This window comes from Acinetobacter sp. 228, assembly GCF_048147885.1.
Window position 1 is genome coordinate 119582 of record NZ_JAYWYV010000007.1, and the last position, 17172, is coordinate 136753.

Annotated in this window: 14 protein-coding genes; 8 read left to right on the forward strand and 6 right to left on the reverse strand. The window is 46.4% G+C overall.

Annotated elements, in window-relative coordinates; translation table 11 throughout:
* Positions 1-41: 41 nt before the first annotated feature.
* From VXQ92_RS07760 to ahr, 4 genes are read left to right on the forward strand one after another with little or no spacing between them, the layout of a single operon-like run.
* Positions 42-593: a M23 family metallopeptidase gene (locus tag VXQ92_RS07760; RefSeq protein WP_416681024.1), complete on the forward strand. Its 552-nt coding sequence runs from the start codon at positions 42-44 to the stop codon at positions 591-593.
* Between the two features lie 15 nt (positions 594-608).
* Positions 609-854, forward strand: coding sequence for a hypothetical protein (locus tag VXQ92_RS07765; RefSeq protein ID WP_064096877.1), 246 nt, complete (start codon positions 609-611; stop codon positions 852-854).
* 24 nt (positions 855-878) lie between these two features.
* Positions 879-1475, forward strand: coding sequence for a DNA-3-methyladenine glycosylase I (locus tag VXQ92_RS07770; protein WP_416681025.1), 597 nt, complete (start codon positions 879-881; stop codon positions 1473-1475).
* Positions 1465-2493 (forward strand): NADPH-dependent aldehyde reductase Ahr, encoded by a 1029-nt coding sequence (ahr, locus tag VXQ92_RS07775; RefSeq protein ID WP_191730834.1) that lies wholly within the window; start codon positions 1465-1467, stop codon positions 2491-2493. Before VXQ92_RS07770 ends, ahr begins: the two co-directional genes overlap by 11 nt.
* 48 nt (positions 2494-2541) lie before the next feature.
* Here ahr and VXQ92_RS07780 read toward each other — a convergent pair whose 3' ends face one another.
* Positions 2542-3186, reverse strand: coding sequence for an START domain-containing protein (locus tag VXQ92_RS07780; RefSeq protein ID WP_064101659.1), 645 nt, complete (start codon positions 3184-3186; stop codon positions 2542-2544).
* Between the two features lie 55 nt (positions 3187-3241).
* Complete coding sequence (dapB, locus tag VXQ92_RS07785; protein WP_064096873.1) at positions 3242-4063, reverse strand: 4-hydroxy-tetrahydrodipicolinate reductase; 822 nt, start codon at positions 4061-4063, stop codon at positions 3242-3244.
* A gap of 514 nt (positions 4064-4577) precedes the next feature.
* On the opposite strand from dapB, the gene VXQ92_RS07790 reads away from it, so the two are divergent.
* Positions 4578-5801 carry a glycosyltransferase family 32 protein gene (locus tag VXQ92_RS07790; protein ID WP_064096872.1) on the forward strand — a complete coding sequence of 408 codons (1224 nt, stop codon included), beginning with the start codon at positions 4578-4580 and terminating at the stop codon, positions 5799-5801.
* Between the two features lie 133 nt (positions 5802-5934).
* On the opposite strand, the gene dnaJ is transcribed toward VXQ92_RS07790, so the two are convergent.
* The 4 genes from dnaJ to VXQ92_RS07810 all read right to left on the reverse strand — a co-directional run bounded on the left by dnaJ (position 5935) and on the right by VXQ92_RS07810 (position 11906).
* Positions 5935-7047: a molecular chaperone DnaJ gene (gene dnaJ, locus VXQ92_RS07795; protein WP_416681026.1), complete on the reverse strand. Its 1113-nt coding sequence runs from the start codon at positions 7045-7047 to the stop codon at positions 5935-5937.
* A gap of 106 nt (positions 7048-7153) precedes the next feature.
* Entirely contained in the window at positions 7154-7531 is a 378-nt protein-coding gene (locus VXQ92_RS07800) for a sodium/proton-translocating pyrophosphatase (protein WP_144723900.1), read from the reverse strand.
* A gap of 131 nt (positions 7532-7662) precedes the next feature.
* On the reverse strand, positions 7663-10800 hold the full coding sequence (locus VXQ92_RS07805; protein WP_416681027.1) for an efflux RND transporter permease subunit: 3138 nt from the start codon (positions 10798-10800) through the stop codon (positions 7663-7665).
* 2 nt (positions 10801-10802) lie between these two features.
* Positions 10803-11906: an efflux RND transporter periplasmic adaptor subunit gene (locus VXQ92_RS07810; RefSeq protein WP_416681028.1), complete on the reverse strand. Its 1104-nt coding sequence runs from the start codon at positions 11904-11906 to the stop codon at positions 10803-10805.
* Between the two features lie 148 nt (positions 11907-12054).
* Here VXQ92_RS07810 and VXQ92_RS07815 point away from each other — a divergent pair, with 148 nt between their 5' ends.
* The 3 genes from VXQ92_RS07815 to VXQ92_RS07825 all read left to right on the forward strand — a co-directional run bounded on the left by VXQ92_RS07815 (position 12055) and on the right by VXQ92_RS07825 (position 17105).
* A complete protein-coding gene (locus tag VXQ92_RS07815; RefSeq protein WP_416681029.1) occupies positions 12055-12678 on the forward strand; it encodes a TetR/AcrR family transcriptional regulator in 624 nt (207 codons plus the stop codon).
* A 149-nt stretch (positions 12679-12827) separates the two neighbouring features.
* Positions 12828-15512: a phosphoenolpyruvate carboxylase gene (ppc, locus tag VXQ92_RS07820; protein ID WP_416681030.1), complete on the forward strand. Its 2685-nt coding sequence runs from the start codon at positions 12828-12830 to the stop codon at positions 15510-15512.
* Positions 15513-15809: 297 nt separating this feature from the next.
* Positions 15810-17105, forward strand: a complete 1296-nt coding sequence (locus tag VXQ92_RS07825; protein ID WP_416681031.1) for a solute carrier family 23 protein — start codon at positions 15810-15812, stop codon at positions 17103-17105.
* Positions 17106-17172: the final 67 nt, after the last annotated feature.

Consider the following 17172-nt stretch of genomic DNA (forward strand, 5'->3'; position numbering starts at 1 on the left):
AATATCGATCAGCTCGACATGAGCATTGCCAATATTTAAGGATGAATAAAGTGCGCCAATACCTTGCTTTGACATGGATTGCTTTCATCACTGTGCTGCTGGCAGCCTGTAGCAGTACACCGAAAAAATCTCCCGCTGTACAACTGAACCCTATCCTGGTGAATAAGCTCAACAGCCTGCAGATGCCTAATTCATTGGCAATCCCGGTGGCACGCGTACAGGCACGTGAATTAACAGATACCTGGGGCGCTTCGCGCAGTCGCGGACGTCTGCATGAAGGCATTGATATCCTGGCTCCACGTGGAACCAAAGTTTTTAGCGCCACTGAGGGCCTGATTGCGGATTTACGTAATAACAATTTGGGTGGTAAAGTAGTCTGGATTCTGGGTCCAGGCGGCTCCTGGCATTATTATGCGCATCTGGATAGCCATAAACGTGGCTTAAAAGTAGGCGACCATGTTAAAAAAGGCCAGCTGATCGGTTATGTCGGCAATAGCGGTAATGCCCGGCATACTGCTCCTCATCTGCATTATGGAATCTATTTACAGGGCAAGGGCCGCGGTGTGGTCAACCCTTATCCCTATTTACGTTAATTTTAGGATATTTACATGTCAGAAGCGTTGATCAATCGTCTGGTGGAATTTGCTGAATCAGGTAATCAACAAAAAATTGTATTGAATGGTCAAACTTACCAGGGCTGGGTGATGGAAATTACCGAGGATGCGCTTCTGATCAGTACCGGCTATGCTGACAAGGCCGGTAAAGATATGTGGATTCAATTTAGCGATCTGGATCAGGCTGAACTGTGGTACTGGGACAATCAGCAGGATCAATGGACTGTGTTTAAATTATAAAAACATCAAAACAAGGAGCATCACATGACTGTGCAACGCTGTGGCTGGTGCTCCGATGATCCGCTGTATATCACCTACCATGACCAGGAATGGGGACAGGCCCTGCTGGATGAAAATCGCCTGTTTGAAATGCTGTGTCTGGAAGGACAGCAGGCCGGTCTGGCCTGGATTACCGTTCTTAAAAAACGTGAAGCTTATCGTGAACATTTTTTTCAATATTCAATCGAATCTATCGCCTCACTTACAGATCAACAACTCCAAATAAAACTCGAAGATGCTAGCCTGATACGGCATCGCGGCAAACTCAATGCCATTCGGGAAAATGCCCAAGCATGGCTAAAGCTGCGACAGCAAGGGATTAATCTGGTGGATTGGCTCTGGTCTTTTGCACAGCAACCGCGACTGAATAATGATGTTGTGGATTATCGGCAAGCACCCGCTCAAACCATTGAGAGTCAGCAGATGTCTAAAGCCCTTAAACAGGCCGGTTTTAAATTTGTCGGACCCACCATTTGCTATGCCTTTATGCAGGCCGTTGGTATGGTCAATGACCATGAAAATCATTGTGACTTTAAAACAATATCCTCCCATTTAAATAAGAGTCAAAATCATGTCGAATAATATTATTCAAGCTTATGCAGCCATGTCTGCAGGTGCGGAACTTGAACCTTATCAGTTTGATGCCGGAGAACTGCAACCGCATCAGGTCGAAGTCAAAGTGGAATACTGCGGTCTCTGTCATTCCGATATTTCAGTGATCAATAATGACTGGGGTTCATCCGTTTATCCGGTCGTGGCAGGACATGAGATTATCGGTACCATTACCCATCTGGGTGCAGAAGCCAAAGGCCTGAAAGTTGGTCAACGAGTGGGTATCGGCTGGACGGCAGAAAGTTGCCAATATTGCGATCCTTGTATTTCAGGCCAGCAGGTGCTGTGTACTGGCGGTCAGGTAGCTACCATTGTCGGACATGCCGGTGGTTTTGCCGACAAAGTGCGTGCCGGATGGCAATGGGTCATTCCCCTACCCGAAGATCTTGATCCTGAAAGTGCCGGCCCCCTGCTCTGTGGCGGGATTACCGTATTTGATCCGATCCTGAAACATCAGATTCAGGCCATTCATCATGTTGGCGTAATTGGTATTGGTGGTTTAGGGCATATGGCCATCAAGCTGCTGAAAGCCTGGGGCTGTGAGATTACCGCTTTCACCTCAAATCTCGATAAAAGTGATGAGCTGAAAGGTATGGGTGCTGACCATGTGGTCAATAGCCGTGATTCAGCTGCCTTAAAAGCCCAGCGTGGCAAGTTTGATTTATTGCTGAGTACGGTCAATGTGACTCTGGATTGGCAGGCTTATCTGGCGACTCTGGCACCCAATGGTACTGTACATATGCTCGGTGTACCCTTGGAACCGATGCAGATTCCGGCTGGCATGCTGATTGGTGGGGCCAAGTCAGTAAGCGGCTCACCGACAGGTTCGCCGGCTGCACTGCGCCAGCTGCTGAAATTTGCTGCACGTAAAAATATTGCTCCGCAAATTGAAGTATTCCCGATGTCACAGCTGAACCAGGCGATTGAACATCTGCATTCAGGCAAAGCCCGTTACCGGATTGTGCTTAAAGCAGATTTTACAGCTTAAATCCTGCTTATTTTCAGCTGTTAAAAAGACCCAGAAATTGGGTCTTTTTTATTGCAGGGCTTTAGGCAAGACCGCAATACTGGCAGGTTTGGCCAGTTCAGTCTTCATCTTTTGCAGCATCTGATAAGGCTGCTGTTGCACAAACATATTCACAAAAGTCAAAGGAATGGAACCTTCCGGATTGGCATAACCATAGGTTGAAACCTTGACCTGGTTATTGGCCAGTTTCTGAAAAGTCCAGTCCCCCTGATAATCGGTTAAACGCACATAATCCGGGTTTAAAGGATAACCACTTTGGATGGCTTTATTCTTGATGGTGATCTGGCCATTGGCTTCCTTGATCATCTTGCCCTGTACAATCAGGTCACGGTCTTTTAAGGGAAATGGAAAATCCAGCACCATATACAGGGTAAAGTCGCCTTTTTTATCATCACGGGACAGGATCTTGATGCTGCCCATATAGGGAACCCACTGTACGGCATGCTCGACATTTAGAATCAGGGACACGGCATTTTCAATGGGTGCGGTATAGGTGGTTTCAGCTTTATAGAGAAAGACCGGGTTTTGTTCATTCTGGTAGGTCCAGACCTTGATATTATTTTTATGAATACTGAGTTTAGGCGTCCCGACAGGCTTGGCCTGCGCAATGGCACCAAGCGCCACTGCACAGAGCAGGAAAATCATTTTTTGCATTTTTTATTCGTCTTATTTTAGTTTTAGATTTTTTATAAATGATTTTAACTCGATTTTAAACCTGAATATCGTTAAAACCAAGCACGTCCTTCATATCATATTTACGCGCTTCACGGCCCACTACCCAGGCAGCAGCACGTACCGCACCAGAAGCAAAGTTCATGCGATTGGTGGCTTTATGGGTAATTTCCACACGCTCCCCGTCGGCAATAAACATTGCGGTATGTTCACCGACAATATCGCCACCACGAATGGTCTGGAAGCCAATGCTCTTACGCTCACGCGGACCAGTATGACCTTCACGGCAATATACCGCATCTTCTTTCAGGTTACGGCCTAAAGCACCCGCAATCGCCTCACCCCACATCAAAGCTGTACCCGATGGCGCATCGACTTTATGACGGTGATGTGCTTCAATCACTTCGATATCAACCGTATCACCAAACACCTTAGAGGCCAGTTCAAGCAGTTTGATCGAGACGTTTACGCCCACTGAATAATTCGCTGCATAGACTACAGGGGTTTCCGTCGCAGATTGTTCCAGATAGGCTTTTTGCTCGTCATTCATACCCGTCGTACCAATCACGATGGCGACACCCGCTTCACGGCAGATTTTAAGATGATTGACGGTGGCTGCGGGTGCAGTGAAATCGATCACGACATCACAGTCTTTGACTACATCTGTAAGGCTACCCACGACCTTCACACCTGTTGCGCCAATTCCGGCAAGTTCGCCCGCATCAGCACCCAATAAGGTACTTTCAGGGCGTTCTACTGCAGCCGCCAATTGATAACCTGCTTCATGCACAGCCTGAATAAGGATACGCCCCATACGACCGCCTGCACCCAAAATCCCAATGCGTGGTGTAGCTGACATAACATAGTCCTGATGTTGATCCAAAATTGTTCTTACTATAACAAAACTCTGGAATAACACTAAGATGCATTGCATAAATTCAATAAAAATACTTTTTTACGAAACTCCCTGACAGTGAGCATGTCACAAAGCCGTTCTTATAGACACTTGCTACAGTTCCTGTTTCAATTGTGGCTGACCATGAAGCTCCCTGACAAAGGACTGAAAACAAGCGAATAGGAGGAAAATATAAAAAATTATGGTTCTCCATCATATTGATTATATTTATAAAAATTAATATATTGTATATAAAATAGTAAGTTGATTTTAGAAAAATTGATTACTTAGAACGTAATAATGAAGCTTTTTCCTCATATTTTTTAACTGCGTTTGGGGTTTTATAAGAGGAATAATTTATAATATAGTTTTTCTATTTCCAATAAAATTACTTATTTATCTATCCAACAAGACTCATTAATTATATTTGCAAGCTGAATATAATTTTATATAAATAAATGATATCCAGGGTTTAATTTTGAATAATATAAATTTAGTAGGTTTCCATGGTGGTATATTGGGCTATGACCTAGAGACCAGTTCATTAAAATGCTATAGGGATGGTATCCCGATTGGTATATATGAAGTACTGTTTGATGGAAAAAACATTTTTATTCAGCTAAATGATTCCAAGAAATATATATTCTTTCTAGAAAATAAATTTTCTTTAACTGATAATTTACAAGAAGTAAATCTGATCGTTCATCATCATGGATATCACCTTAATATAAAAATAGAAAATAAATATTTATCCTGCAGATCAGATCTCAATATTGTGAATGGCTCAGATAAACCTTTAGGATGGGAAGAATTCTATTTAAAATTTAATGATTATGTTGATACAACAGAAAAATTTCATTATTCAGATTTGTTTGAATACAATAAACTCACTCAACCCAAATCTATTGAAAAAAATATATGGTTATATTGGGATTCAAATCCTCCCCCGCTCATTAACAAAATAGTTAAAAAACTTGAAAATTTAAACCCGGGCTATGAGATTACCTTAATTAATAAAGACAATATAAGAGACTATACAGAATATGATTTATTTAAGGATGATATGAATCCTACTTTTCGGAGTGATTTATTAAGGCTTATTCTACTATACAATTATGGCGGTTTTTGGATTGATGCCTCCACTCTGACCAACACCTCGATCAATAACATTACTGGCTTAAATCAATATAATCAAACTCATTATGAACTTATTGGCTTTTATAGAAAATGTCATTTTATTCATGATCTGCCGTGTGTCGAATCCTGGTTCTTAGGTTCTCCAAAAGGTAGTTTTATCATTGGAAAGTGGTTAGAAGTTTTGCTAGAAGCCTTATATTCTTCACCCGAGGCACTTTTAGAAAAATTAAAACAAGATATTAACTTTGAAAAAATTAAAAATACCTATTCAGAAGGATCATTCCTCTATTTTCTAGCTTATTTATGCCAGCAGAAAGTCTTTATAGATTATAAACAATATATGAGTATTCAGGCATTCTGTGCAGATTATTCAGCTTTCTATTTTAAAGATAGACATGGCTGGTCTAATCCAGATCGATATATCAACTTGTTGTTTAGTAGAGAAAATGAAATCATTTTCTTGCCTAAAATCATTAAATTTACTAAGGGCGACCGGGATCTTTTTGAAAAAATCAGGGCAGAGAAAAGATTTAAAACCTATTCATATTTAGGAAACTATATCTAAAAATGGGGTTTGCCGGGATTGATAAGACTTGAGAATATGCAGGCCCTTCTGATTGAGAAACCTACAGCAGAATAAAATTTGCTATAAGCCATAAAAAAGGACGCCAAAGCGTCCTTTTTCTAGTTTCATTCCATTAATCGAATAAACGGTCAAAGAATGATTTTTTCTTCGGTGATGACTTGCTGTCGTCACCATCCATGGTTTCCTGGAGTTCTTTTAACAGTTCGCGCTGACGTGAACTTAAATTGACTGGCGTTTCAACCACAATCCTGCACAGCAAATCGCCTTGCATACTGCTACGTACCGGCTTAACACCCTTACCGCGTAAACGGAACAGTTTACCAGTTTGCGTTCCTTCAGGAATTTTCAGGCTGACACGACCGTCGAGGGTCGGAATCTGAATTTCCTTGCCTAAGGCAGCATCCACGATCGATACCGGAACATCCATATACAGATCGGCCCCATCACGCTGGAAGATTTCGTGCTCACGCACCACCACTTCTACGTACAAGTCACCAGGCTGGCCATCACGGATCGCTTCACCTTTACCAGTCAAGCGTACACGGTCGCCATTGTCTACCCCAGCAGGAATAGTCACTTCCAGGGTTTGCTGACGGTCTACTACACCAGAACCATGACATTTATTACATGGGTTCTTGATGATTTTACCTTGACCACGACAGGTGCTGCAGGTCTGTTGTACCGAGAAGAAACCTTGCTGCATACGCACCTGACCTGCACCATGACAGGTCGGACAGGTTTCTACATCGTTTGGATTTTTTGATCCCTTACCATCACAGGCATCACACGGTGCCGGAGCCGTAAAGGTAATGGTTTTCTTGACACCCTTAACTGCTTCTTCCAGGGTCAATTCCATCACATAGCGTAAGTCTGAACCACGGCGGGCACGTTGCTGGCTACGACCACCACCCCCAAAAGCACCCCCGAAAATATCACCAAACTGACTGAAAATGTCTTCTGCGCTAAAACCGCCGCCGAAGCCACCACCGCCCATACCACCTTCAAAGGCCTGATGGCCCATACGGTCGTACATGCTACGTTTTTCACTATCAGACAGGACTTCATAAGCTTCTGAAGCTTCTTTGAATTTCTCTTCTGCTTCAGCATTGTCCGGGTTACGGTCTGGGTGATATTTCATCGCCAACTTACGGTAGGCTTTTTTGATTTCATCATCACTAGCGGTTTTAGCGACACCCAAAACCTCATAATAATCACGTTTAGCCATGTCTGGCGATGCTCCTCACGGAATTTTGTTTAATATTCAATTGAGGTTTAAAATTGGGGGTTAAACCTGATTTTACAAGGGGAAATTTTAAAAAAATTATATGTTTTTAGAAGACTGCTTTGTTTTGCGAAAACTTGTAGATACCTTTAAACCAGGCATTGATTAGAAAAATAAAAGCAATGAAGCTGAAAATCACCCCGGTCACTACACAGGCTTTGACCCAGAGCTGACTATCCCAGGCAAAGAAAAACAGTGGAATAAACCACAGTGCAGCAAAGATCGCCAAAATGGTATAAATCACGATATTACGCATGATCCATAGTGCCTGTGCCTGTAACCAGACTTCTGCATAATCGACCTGGGTGACTTTACGGGCAAACCAGTAGGCGAATAATCCACTAACCAGCGTAAATAAGGCCAAAAACATGAAGACATAAGCCATCGCTACGGAGCGTCGCATTTTGGTTAATGGAACTTGAGTCATGTTTGGATCAACCTCGTTACCATATTGGCAGTTCGGCCAATGCAGCAAATACTTATTTTTTTAAATTATAAAAATCTCAGGTGCTACTATATTGAAAATTTCAAAATTTCGCACCTGAAATTATGACAAATTTAAACAGAATTTAAACTTTTTTTCACTTTAAACCACTGTGCATATAAGGCAGGCAGGAAAAACAGGGTTAATAGTGTGGCTACAATCAAACCGCCCATAATCGCCACTGCCATCGGCCCGAAGAAAATACTGCGGGACAAGGGAATCATGGCCAGCACCGCAGCCAGTGCGGTCAATACGATCGGACGACAACGGCGTACCGTGGCATTGATGATGGCATCCCACTGCGACTCTCCGGCCTGAATATCCTGCTCAATCTGGTCAATCAGAATGAGCGAGTTGCGCATGATCATTCCGGATAAGGCAATCGTCCCAAGCATCGCCACAAAACCGAAAGGTTTATTGAAAATTAACAGGAATAACACTACTCCGATAATGCCCAAAGGTGCAGTCAGGAACACAATAAAAGCCCGTGAGAAGCTCTTGAGCTGAATCATCAATAAAGTCATGACGACTGCGAGGAACAAGGGCATACCGGCATTCACCGAGTTCTGTCCACGAGCCGATTCTTCAACTGTACCGCCCACTTGCAGCAGATAGCCATTCGGCAGCTCTGACCGGATTTTTTCCAGTGGCTCTTTGAGTTCATTGACCACAGTAGCGGGCTGCAACTTGCTACGAATATCGGCACGCACGGTAATGGTCGGCAAGCGGTTACGATGCCAGATCAGGCCTTCTTCAAAGCCGTATTCAATTTTGGCAAGCTGCGCCAAAGGTACCGATCTACCGGTTGCGGTCGGAACAGCCAGACTGGCTAAAGATGCTACCTCCACCCGTTCAGCCTGAGCACCACGCAAACGGATTTCAATCAGTTCACGTTTTTCACGGTACTGGTCAATGCCGGCCCCCAAAATCGAGCTGTTGAGTACATTGGCCAGTTCACTGCTGCTCACCCCAAGCTGACGGGCACGATCCTGATCAATCTGCAATTTGATGACTTTGCTCGGCTCTCCCCAGTCCAGATGCACATTGGTGGTATTCGGATTCTCACTCACGGTGGCAGCGACTTTCTGCGCCCATTCACGCACCAGCCCCAAGTCTTCCCCCGATACCCGGAACTGCAGTGGATAGCCCACAGGTGGACCATTTTCCAGCAAGGACACCCGGGTACGCACTTCCGGCAATAACCTGCGAATCTGGTCACTTAAGGATTTGCGGATTTCATTACGGTCTTCCAGCGATGAAGCCAATACCACAAACTGGGCAAAGCTGCTTTGCGGCAACTGCTGATCGAGCGGTAAATAGAAACGTGGAGACCCAATCCCGACATAAGCCACATAGTTATCAATGCCCTCTTGTTTCGATAAAAAGGCTTCGACTTTTTTTACTGCAGCTTCAGTGGCCTTCAGTGATGCACCTTCTTCAAGTTTCAGATCTATCAGAATTTCCGCCCGGTTCGAAGGCGGGAAAAACTGCTGCGGCACCAGCTTAAACATTAAAATAGACAGGATAAAAATTCCGACGGTGGCAGCAATGACAGTTTTACGATAGGTCACACAGGCATCGACCCAACGGCGAAAACCCTGATAAAACCGGGTTTCATAAGGGTCATAATGTTCACCGGCATGATGCACAATCGGCGCCGGTTCCGGCTGTTTGCGCAGACGTGCCCAGAGCCGCTGATACCACGGTGCTTTTTGAATTAAATCTTTGTTGAAATCCGGTAGAAGTTTATCGCCTAAATATGGCACAAACAGTACCGCGGCCAGCCAGGATACCAGCAATGCGATGGTCACTACCTGGAAAATCGAACGGGTATATTCCCCGGTACTCGAGGCTGCAGTGGCGATCGGCAGAAAACCGGCAGCGGTAATCAGGGTCCCGGTCAGCATCGGAAAAGCCGTGGTGCGCCAGGCATGCCCGGCCGCTTGTAAACGGCTATAACCCTGCTCCATTTTAATCGCCATCATTTCAATCGCGATAATGGCATCATCGACCAAAAGACCGAGGGCCAGAATCAGCGCCCCTAAGGAAATTTTATGCAGTCCGACATCAAACAGCTGCATACCGGCAAAGGTCATGGCCAGCACCAGCGGAATCGAGAAAGCCACCACCAGACCGGTCCGGAAACCGAGCGAGAAAAAACTGACCAGCAATACGATAATCACCGCTTCTGCCAGCACTTTCATAAATTCGTTAATACTGCGTTTGACCGCCACCGGCTGATCAGAGACTTTTTGTAGCTCCATGCCGAGTGGCAAGGTTTTTTGCAGGCGGGAAAATTCCTGTTCCAGATGTTTACCCAGGGCAATGATATCGCCGCCCTTACGCATGGAGACCGCAATGCCAATGCCGTTTTCGCCCATAAAGCGCATACGGGGCTGGGCCGGATCGCTAAAGCCACGATAGACTTCCGCGACATCCCCCAGCTGAATGGTTTTGCCATTGACCAGCAGCGGCATCTGTCTTAATTCTTCAACACTGTTTAATGCACCACTGACCCGCACCTGTATCCGGTCTGAACCGGTTTCAAAAAAACCAGACTGGGTGGTGGCATTTTGCTGCTGCAGGGCTTGCTGAATCGCCATGACTGGAACGCCCAGCTGAATGGCCTTGGTATTGGAAATTTCAATCCAGATTTTCTGGTCTTGCAGGCCAATCAGCTCAACTTTGGCAACATCTTTGACCCGTTGCAGTTGCAGCTGTAAGCGGTCGGCGTATTCCTTGAGGGTCGCATAGTCAAAATCTTTACCCTTGAGCACATAAATATTGCCAAAGGTATCGCCGAATTCATCATTAAAGAACGGACCTTGTACCCCTTGTGGCAATTCATGCCGGATATCGCCCACCTTCTTGCGCACGTTATACCAGACATCAGCGACATCTTTCGAAGCCAGGGAATCCTTGGCAACAAAAGTCACCATGGATTCACCCGGACGCGAATAGGCCATGATACGGTCATACTGTCCCGTGGTCATCAGTTCCTTTTCAATCCGGTCAGTGACCTGCAGGGATACTTCTTTGGCACTGGCACCCGGCCAATAGGTCTGGATCACCATGACTTTAAAAGTAAAAGGCGGATCTTCACTTTGTGACAGTTTGGAATAAGAGACGATGCCGATCAGACCCAGCAGGATCATAAAATACAGCACCAGACCTTTATTTTTTAAGGCCCATTCCGACAGGTTAAAGTTCATGCTTAACTCCCTGCCTGAATGGTCACACGACGGTTTTCACGATCAATCGGATTGATTTTTTGCTGGTTACGCAGCAGATGTACGCCGCCAATCACCACATAGTCTTCCGGCTTGAGGCCACTGAGTACAGGAACACTGTCCCGGCCATAGGCACCGAGCTGGACCGGGACTTTACGTAAGGTATGATCCGGCTGGACCACCATGACATAAGCCTGCTGATCCGTTGCCGAGACACTGGATAGCGGCACACTAAGCATATTATCGCGGCTGTGCTGAAAAAATACCCGGGCACTTTGTCCCAGCTGGATCTGGCCATTGCCTTCACGTAAGGAAACTTTAACCCGGAAGGTACGCGACTGGTCCGCTGCTGGTGAAATCTCACGAACAAAAGCGGCAAATTTTTCTTCAGGTTTGGACCATAATGTCACTGTAGCTGCCTGTCTAACCTTGATCTCCGAAATAGCCTGTTCCGGTACGCCAATTACCACTTCACGCTCACCGGCAATCGCCAGTTCATACGCCGCCTGCCCGGCAGCGACCACCTGACCTGTTTCAATATTGCGTGCAGTGATTACGCCGTTTCTGGTGGCAATCAGCTGATTATAAGCAGTCTGGTTTTTAGCGGTATCATAGTTGGATTGTGCCTGCTTCAGATTTGACAGGGCGGTCTTGTACTGATTTCCGATCGCGTCATATTGTGAGCGGCTCACGGCATTGGATGGCAATAACTGCTTGAAACGTTGTAATTCATCCTGAGCAATCTTAGTGGCAGACTGCGCGCTTTCCAGCTGGGCACGTGCTGCATCCAGCTGCAGCTGGGCATCTTTGACATCCAGAGTTGCCAGCACCTGTCCGACTTTGACCTGGTCACCCACATCGGCGAAGCGCTGGGTCACCTGTCCAGCGACCCGAAATGCCAGCGCCGTTTGCTGACGTGCCTGCACATCACCGGCATAACTTTTTAATTCATGCTGTGAAGTGGTGGGTGTGGCCACCATGACAAAGGGAACTTCCTGTTCTGCTGCAGCAGTATCTTTGCTGCACCCGGTTAAGGTCACGCTGCAAAGCACCACCATGCCAGCCAATACGCTGTAAATCCTGCTCATCTTATTCGCTCTTATCTGATCGTCTTTTTTAGGGCAAACTATGCTGATATATTGAATTGCTTGTTTTTTAATTAATATACCACCCGGTACACTAATTATAACTCAAGCTTCAAAGCAATGACCGTATTGACTTTTTTTGGAAGAAATTGTGCAAATACCTGTAGGACGACCCAAGGATCTGGAAAAGCGTCAGCGCATCCTGAGTGTGGCCAAAGCGCTGTTTTTAGCGCATGGTTATCATGCCTCCAGCATGAACCAGATTGCACGTGAGGCAGGTGTGACCAAGCTGACGGTGTATAATCATTTTCAGGACAAGGCGACCCTGTTTAGCTGTGCGATTGAGGATACCTGTGAAGCCATTCTGCACGAACATCCTCAGCTCTTGCAGCCAGGCAGTGACTTTACACAGGAGTTTTATCAGGCCTGTCAGCGCGCTTTAAATATTATTCATTTGCCTGAAGCGATCAAGCTGGACCTGTTGCTGATGGAACTGGCCTCGCAGCAAAGTCCTCTGGCAGAACAGTTTTATCAGGCCTCGCATAGCAAACTGGATGCAGTCTGGAATGATTTTTTTAACCTGGCCCAGCAATACCGCTTTATTCAGGTCGATCTTCCAGAAAAACAGACCGAGCTGATCGTGTCCCTGCTGACCGGAACCCGTCATCAGAAAATCCTGCTGGGTCTCAGCCCTCCCCCTTCAAGCACAGAACAGCAACAGATTATTAGCGAGGCGATTGAACTGTTTATGCTGAAATATGCCCTGCCGGATTAACTCCTTTCCTTCGGACTGATCACCGATAACCGTATGTGGCCTAAAAGTTGCTAAAAAAGCAGCCAATGCTCTGCAACTTTTGTCTCTAGGGGACTTGGATTGTCATGCAGTCGCGGTATAGTCAAAGCATGCATGTGAGGGAATAAAAAATGATTCAACAGATTGATGCACCACTACGCGAAGACGTACGCTTACTGGGTAATTTGCTTGGGGAAACCTTAAAATTACATGCCGGGCAGGATTTGTTTAATCAGATCGAGCAGATCCGTGCCCTGTCCAAAGGCGCTCGCGATGGACAGGTCGAAGCAGAAAAACAACTGGAACAGCTGTTTTTGAGTCTGGAAGATGCAGAAATCCTGCCGCTGACCCGCGCCTTTACCCACTTTTTAAACTTTGCCAATATTGCCGAACAATATCATGTGGTACGTCGTCGCCGTCAGAGCGAGTTTGATGACACTGCAGAATCGCCCAATCCTCTGGTGCCTTTATTTGAAAAATTTAAACAGCAGGAGATTTCTGCCGATACGCTGTATCAGCAAATCTGCGAACTGAAAATTGAACTGGTCCTGACCGCGCATCCCACAGAAGTCAGCCGCCGTACCCTGATTCAAAAATATGATGGCATCAATAATGCCCTGTCCAAATTCGACCAGCAGAAACTGACTCCACGTGAACGTCAGGCAGTTCTGGCCGACCTGAAACAGCTGATCAGCTCCGCCTGGCAAACCGATGAAATCCGTCAGCATCGCCCGACTCCGATTGACGAAGCCAAATGGGGCTTTACCACTATTGAGCAGACCCTGTGGAATGCGGTCCCGAAATTTATCCGCGAACTAAATGGCATGGTTCAGGCGCAATGTGGCCAGAACCTGCCCTTAGATGTCGCACCAGTACGTTTTGCCTCATGGATGGGTGGTGACCGCGATGGCAACCCCAATGTCACCCACACCGTCACTCAGGAAGTACTGTGGCTGTCGCGCTGGAAAGCAGCCGATCTCTATGTACGCGATATTGAAAACCTGCGCTGGGAACTGTCCATTCAGCAATGCAGTCCGGAAATTTCCGAAGCCTTGGGCCAGCCCCATCCAGAACCCTATCGTGAATATTTACGTGACACCCGTACCCGCCTGAAAGCGACGCGGCACTGGCTGGCAGAAAAATTAAAAGGCAATGATGCCGATGACAGTCTGGTGATTAAAAGTAAAGACGAACTTTTACAACCGCTCCTGACCTGTTACCGCTCGCTGATGGACTGCAATCTGGCTGAAATTGCCAATGGCAGCCTGCTGGACTTTATTTACCGGGTCAACAGTTTTGGGATCGAACTACTGAAACTGGATATCCGTCAGGAATCCGGGCGTCACCGTCAGGCGATTTCAGCCATTACTGAATATTTGGGACTGGGGAATTTTGAAACCTGGACCGAACAGGCCCGTCAAAACTTTTTACTGCAGGAATTGCAAAGCAAGCGTCCGTTACTGCCTAAACATCTGAATGAACCGGCCGGCAGCCTGATTGAACATCCGGATGTACAGGAAGTCTTTGCCACCATGCGCACACTGGCAGAACAGCCGAGCGAGTCTCTGGGTGCCTATATTATTTCCATGGCAGAATATCCAAGTGATGTCTTGGCGGTACTGCTGTTACAAAAAGAAGCCGGCATCGAGCAGGCCTTACGGGTGGTTCCTCTGTTTGAAACCTTGAAAGATCTGGATGGTGCAGCCGCAACCATGTCGACCCTGTTCAATATGCACTGGTACAAACAGCATATTCAGGGCAAACATGAAGTCATGATTGGCTATTCGGATTCTGCCAAGGATGCCGGTTTTATGTCAGCCAACTGGGCGCAGTATCGTGCCCAGGAAGAACTGACCGCAGTTGCCCAGCAACATGACGTGCAATTGACCCTGTTTCATGGTCGTGGCGGTTCAATCAGCCGTGGTGGTGCGCCCACCCAGCAAGCCTTGTTCTCTCAACCACCGGGTTCTATTTCCGGTACGATCCGGGTGACTGAACAGGGTGAAATGATCCGCTTTAAATTCGGGCTGGAAGAAATCGCGCTGCAAAATCTGGAAATTTATACCGCTGCAACCCTGGAAGCGACACTGCTCCCGCCACCTGAGCCAAAACCGGAATGGCGCGACCTGATGCATCAAATGACCGAACTGTCGGTTCAGGTCTATCGCCAGACCGTACGGGAAAATCCGCATTTTGTAAAATACCTGCGTACCGTTACCCCTGAGCTTGAACTGCAGATGCTGCCTCTGGGTTCACGCCCCGCCAAACGTAAAGTCAGTGGCGGGATTGAATCCCTACGTGCGATTCCCTGGGTATTTGCCTGGACCCAGATCCGCCTGATGCTGCCTGCCTGGCTCGGTACCGGTGCTGCACTGAATGAAGTCCTGGATCAGGGACAGCGTACTGTACTCGATGAGATGCTGGCCGAGTGGCCATATTTCCAGACCCTGATTGATATGCTGGAAATGGTACTTTCTAAAGCCGATGCCCATGTGGCACTTTATTACGAATCGCATCTGACCCAGGATGAAGATCTGAAAATTCTGGGGACAGCGTTACGCCAGCGTTTGCAGGATGCCGTACAAACCCTGTTAACCTTGAAAGGTGAATCGAAACTTCTGAGCAGCAACGGCGTACTGGATCAGTCCATGAAGGTGCGTAAACCGTATCTGTTACCCTTGCACTTGCTGCAAGCCGAACTGATGAAACGTCGCCGTTTATATCTTGAACAGCAACAGGCCGAAAACACCCCGGTGGATCATGCGCTGATGGTCAGTATTGCCGGAATTGCGGCCGGTTTACGCAATACCGGTTGATTTTCTGACTTCTATTTAAAGCACATCTATACGATGTGCTTTTTTATTGACCAGTCAATAGCTAAAAAAAGCTTTATTTATATATCAAATTAAAATTAGTTATAGAAGTTGAATATGAATTGTTCGGGAATTAATCTACTGATTTAACTTTAGTTTTAATTTTAAAAACTTTTACCGCACGGTAAAATATTAAATAAAGTCATAGAATTAATTTGAACAAATTTTTTGTTCTGGTAATTAAATCTTGAAAAAAACAAGAGTATGATGTGCACAATTTATCTTTCGAGTGCTCATTTTATGTCCAATTGGTTTCCCAAATGGCGCCCTTACGAGGGTAGTATCGATGCACGACCAGTAGGTACCGCAGAGTATTTACCGCCTGCCCAGACCCTGATCCTAGGGGTACAACATGCCTTTGCCATGTTCGGTGCAACGGTACTGGCACCATTTTTGATGGGCTTTGACCCAAATCTGGCAATTTTAATGTCAGGGATCTGCACCATTCTGTTCTTTCTGATAACAGGTGGCCGGGTTCCAAGTTATCTAGGTTCAAGCTTTGCTTTTATTGGGGTAGTGATCGCAGCAACCGGTTATGCAGGTGGTGGCGGACTCAATCCGAATATTGGTGCTGCAGCCGGCGGTATCATTGCCTGTGGTATCTTCTATGCGCTGATGGGCTTTCTGGTCATGGCGACGGGCACCCGCTGGATTGAAAAGCTGATGCCCCCGGTGGTGACCGGTGCCGTGGTGATGATCATTGGCCTGAATCTTGCTCCCGTCACGGTGAAGAGCGTGATGGGCAATACCTTTAATATGTGGATGTCCCTGGTCACCGTCCTGTGCATGGGTTCAATTGCCGTATTTACCCGTGGCTTGTTACAGCGTCTGCTCTTGCTGATTGGCCTGCTCCTGGCCTATCTGATCTATTTTGTACTCAGCAATGTCATGGGCTATGGCACGCCCATCAACTTCCTTCCCGTGCAACAAGCTGCCTGGTTCGGTTTACCAACTTTCCACGCACCGACCTTTGAATTAAACGCCATGCTGATTATTGCACCGATTGCACTGATTCTGGTGGCTGAAAATCTGGGGCATATTAAAGCTGTAAGTGCAATGACCGGTGAAAATCTGGATCCATATATTGGTAAAGCCTTTGTTGCAGATGGCGTTGCCACGACGCTGGCCGGTAGTGTGGGTGCGCCGGGTATGACCACCTATGGTGAAAACATCGGTGTAATGGCCGTCACCCGGGTCTACTCGACCATCATCTTTGCCGTCGCGGGTGTCTTTGCCGTGTTTCTGGGGTTATCGCCAAAGTTTGGTGCAATTATTCACACGATTCCAACAGCGATTCTGACGGGTGCTTCGATTGTGGTGTTTGGTCTGATTACCATTGCCGGTGCCAAAATCTGGATTGAAAACAAGGTTGATTTCTCGCAGAACAAAAACCTGATGGTAGCCGCGGTGACCATTATTCTGGGTACAGGTGATTTTGCCCTGACCTTTAGCAGCTTCAATCTGGGTGGGATTGGTACCGCAACTTTCGCTGCCCTTCTATTGAACTGGTTCTTTGGTCTGGCCGATAAAAAATAATTCTCAGACTTAATTTTTCAAGCAGCCACATGGCTGCTTTTTTTATAGCACAAGAATTGTTTAAGAT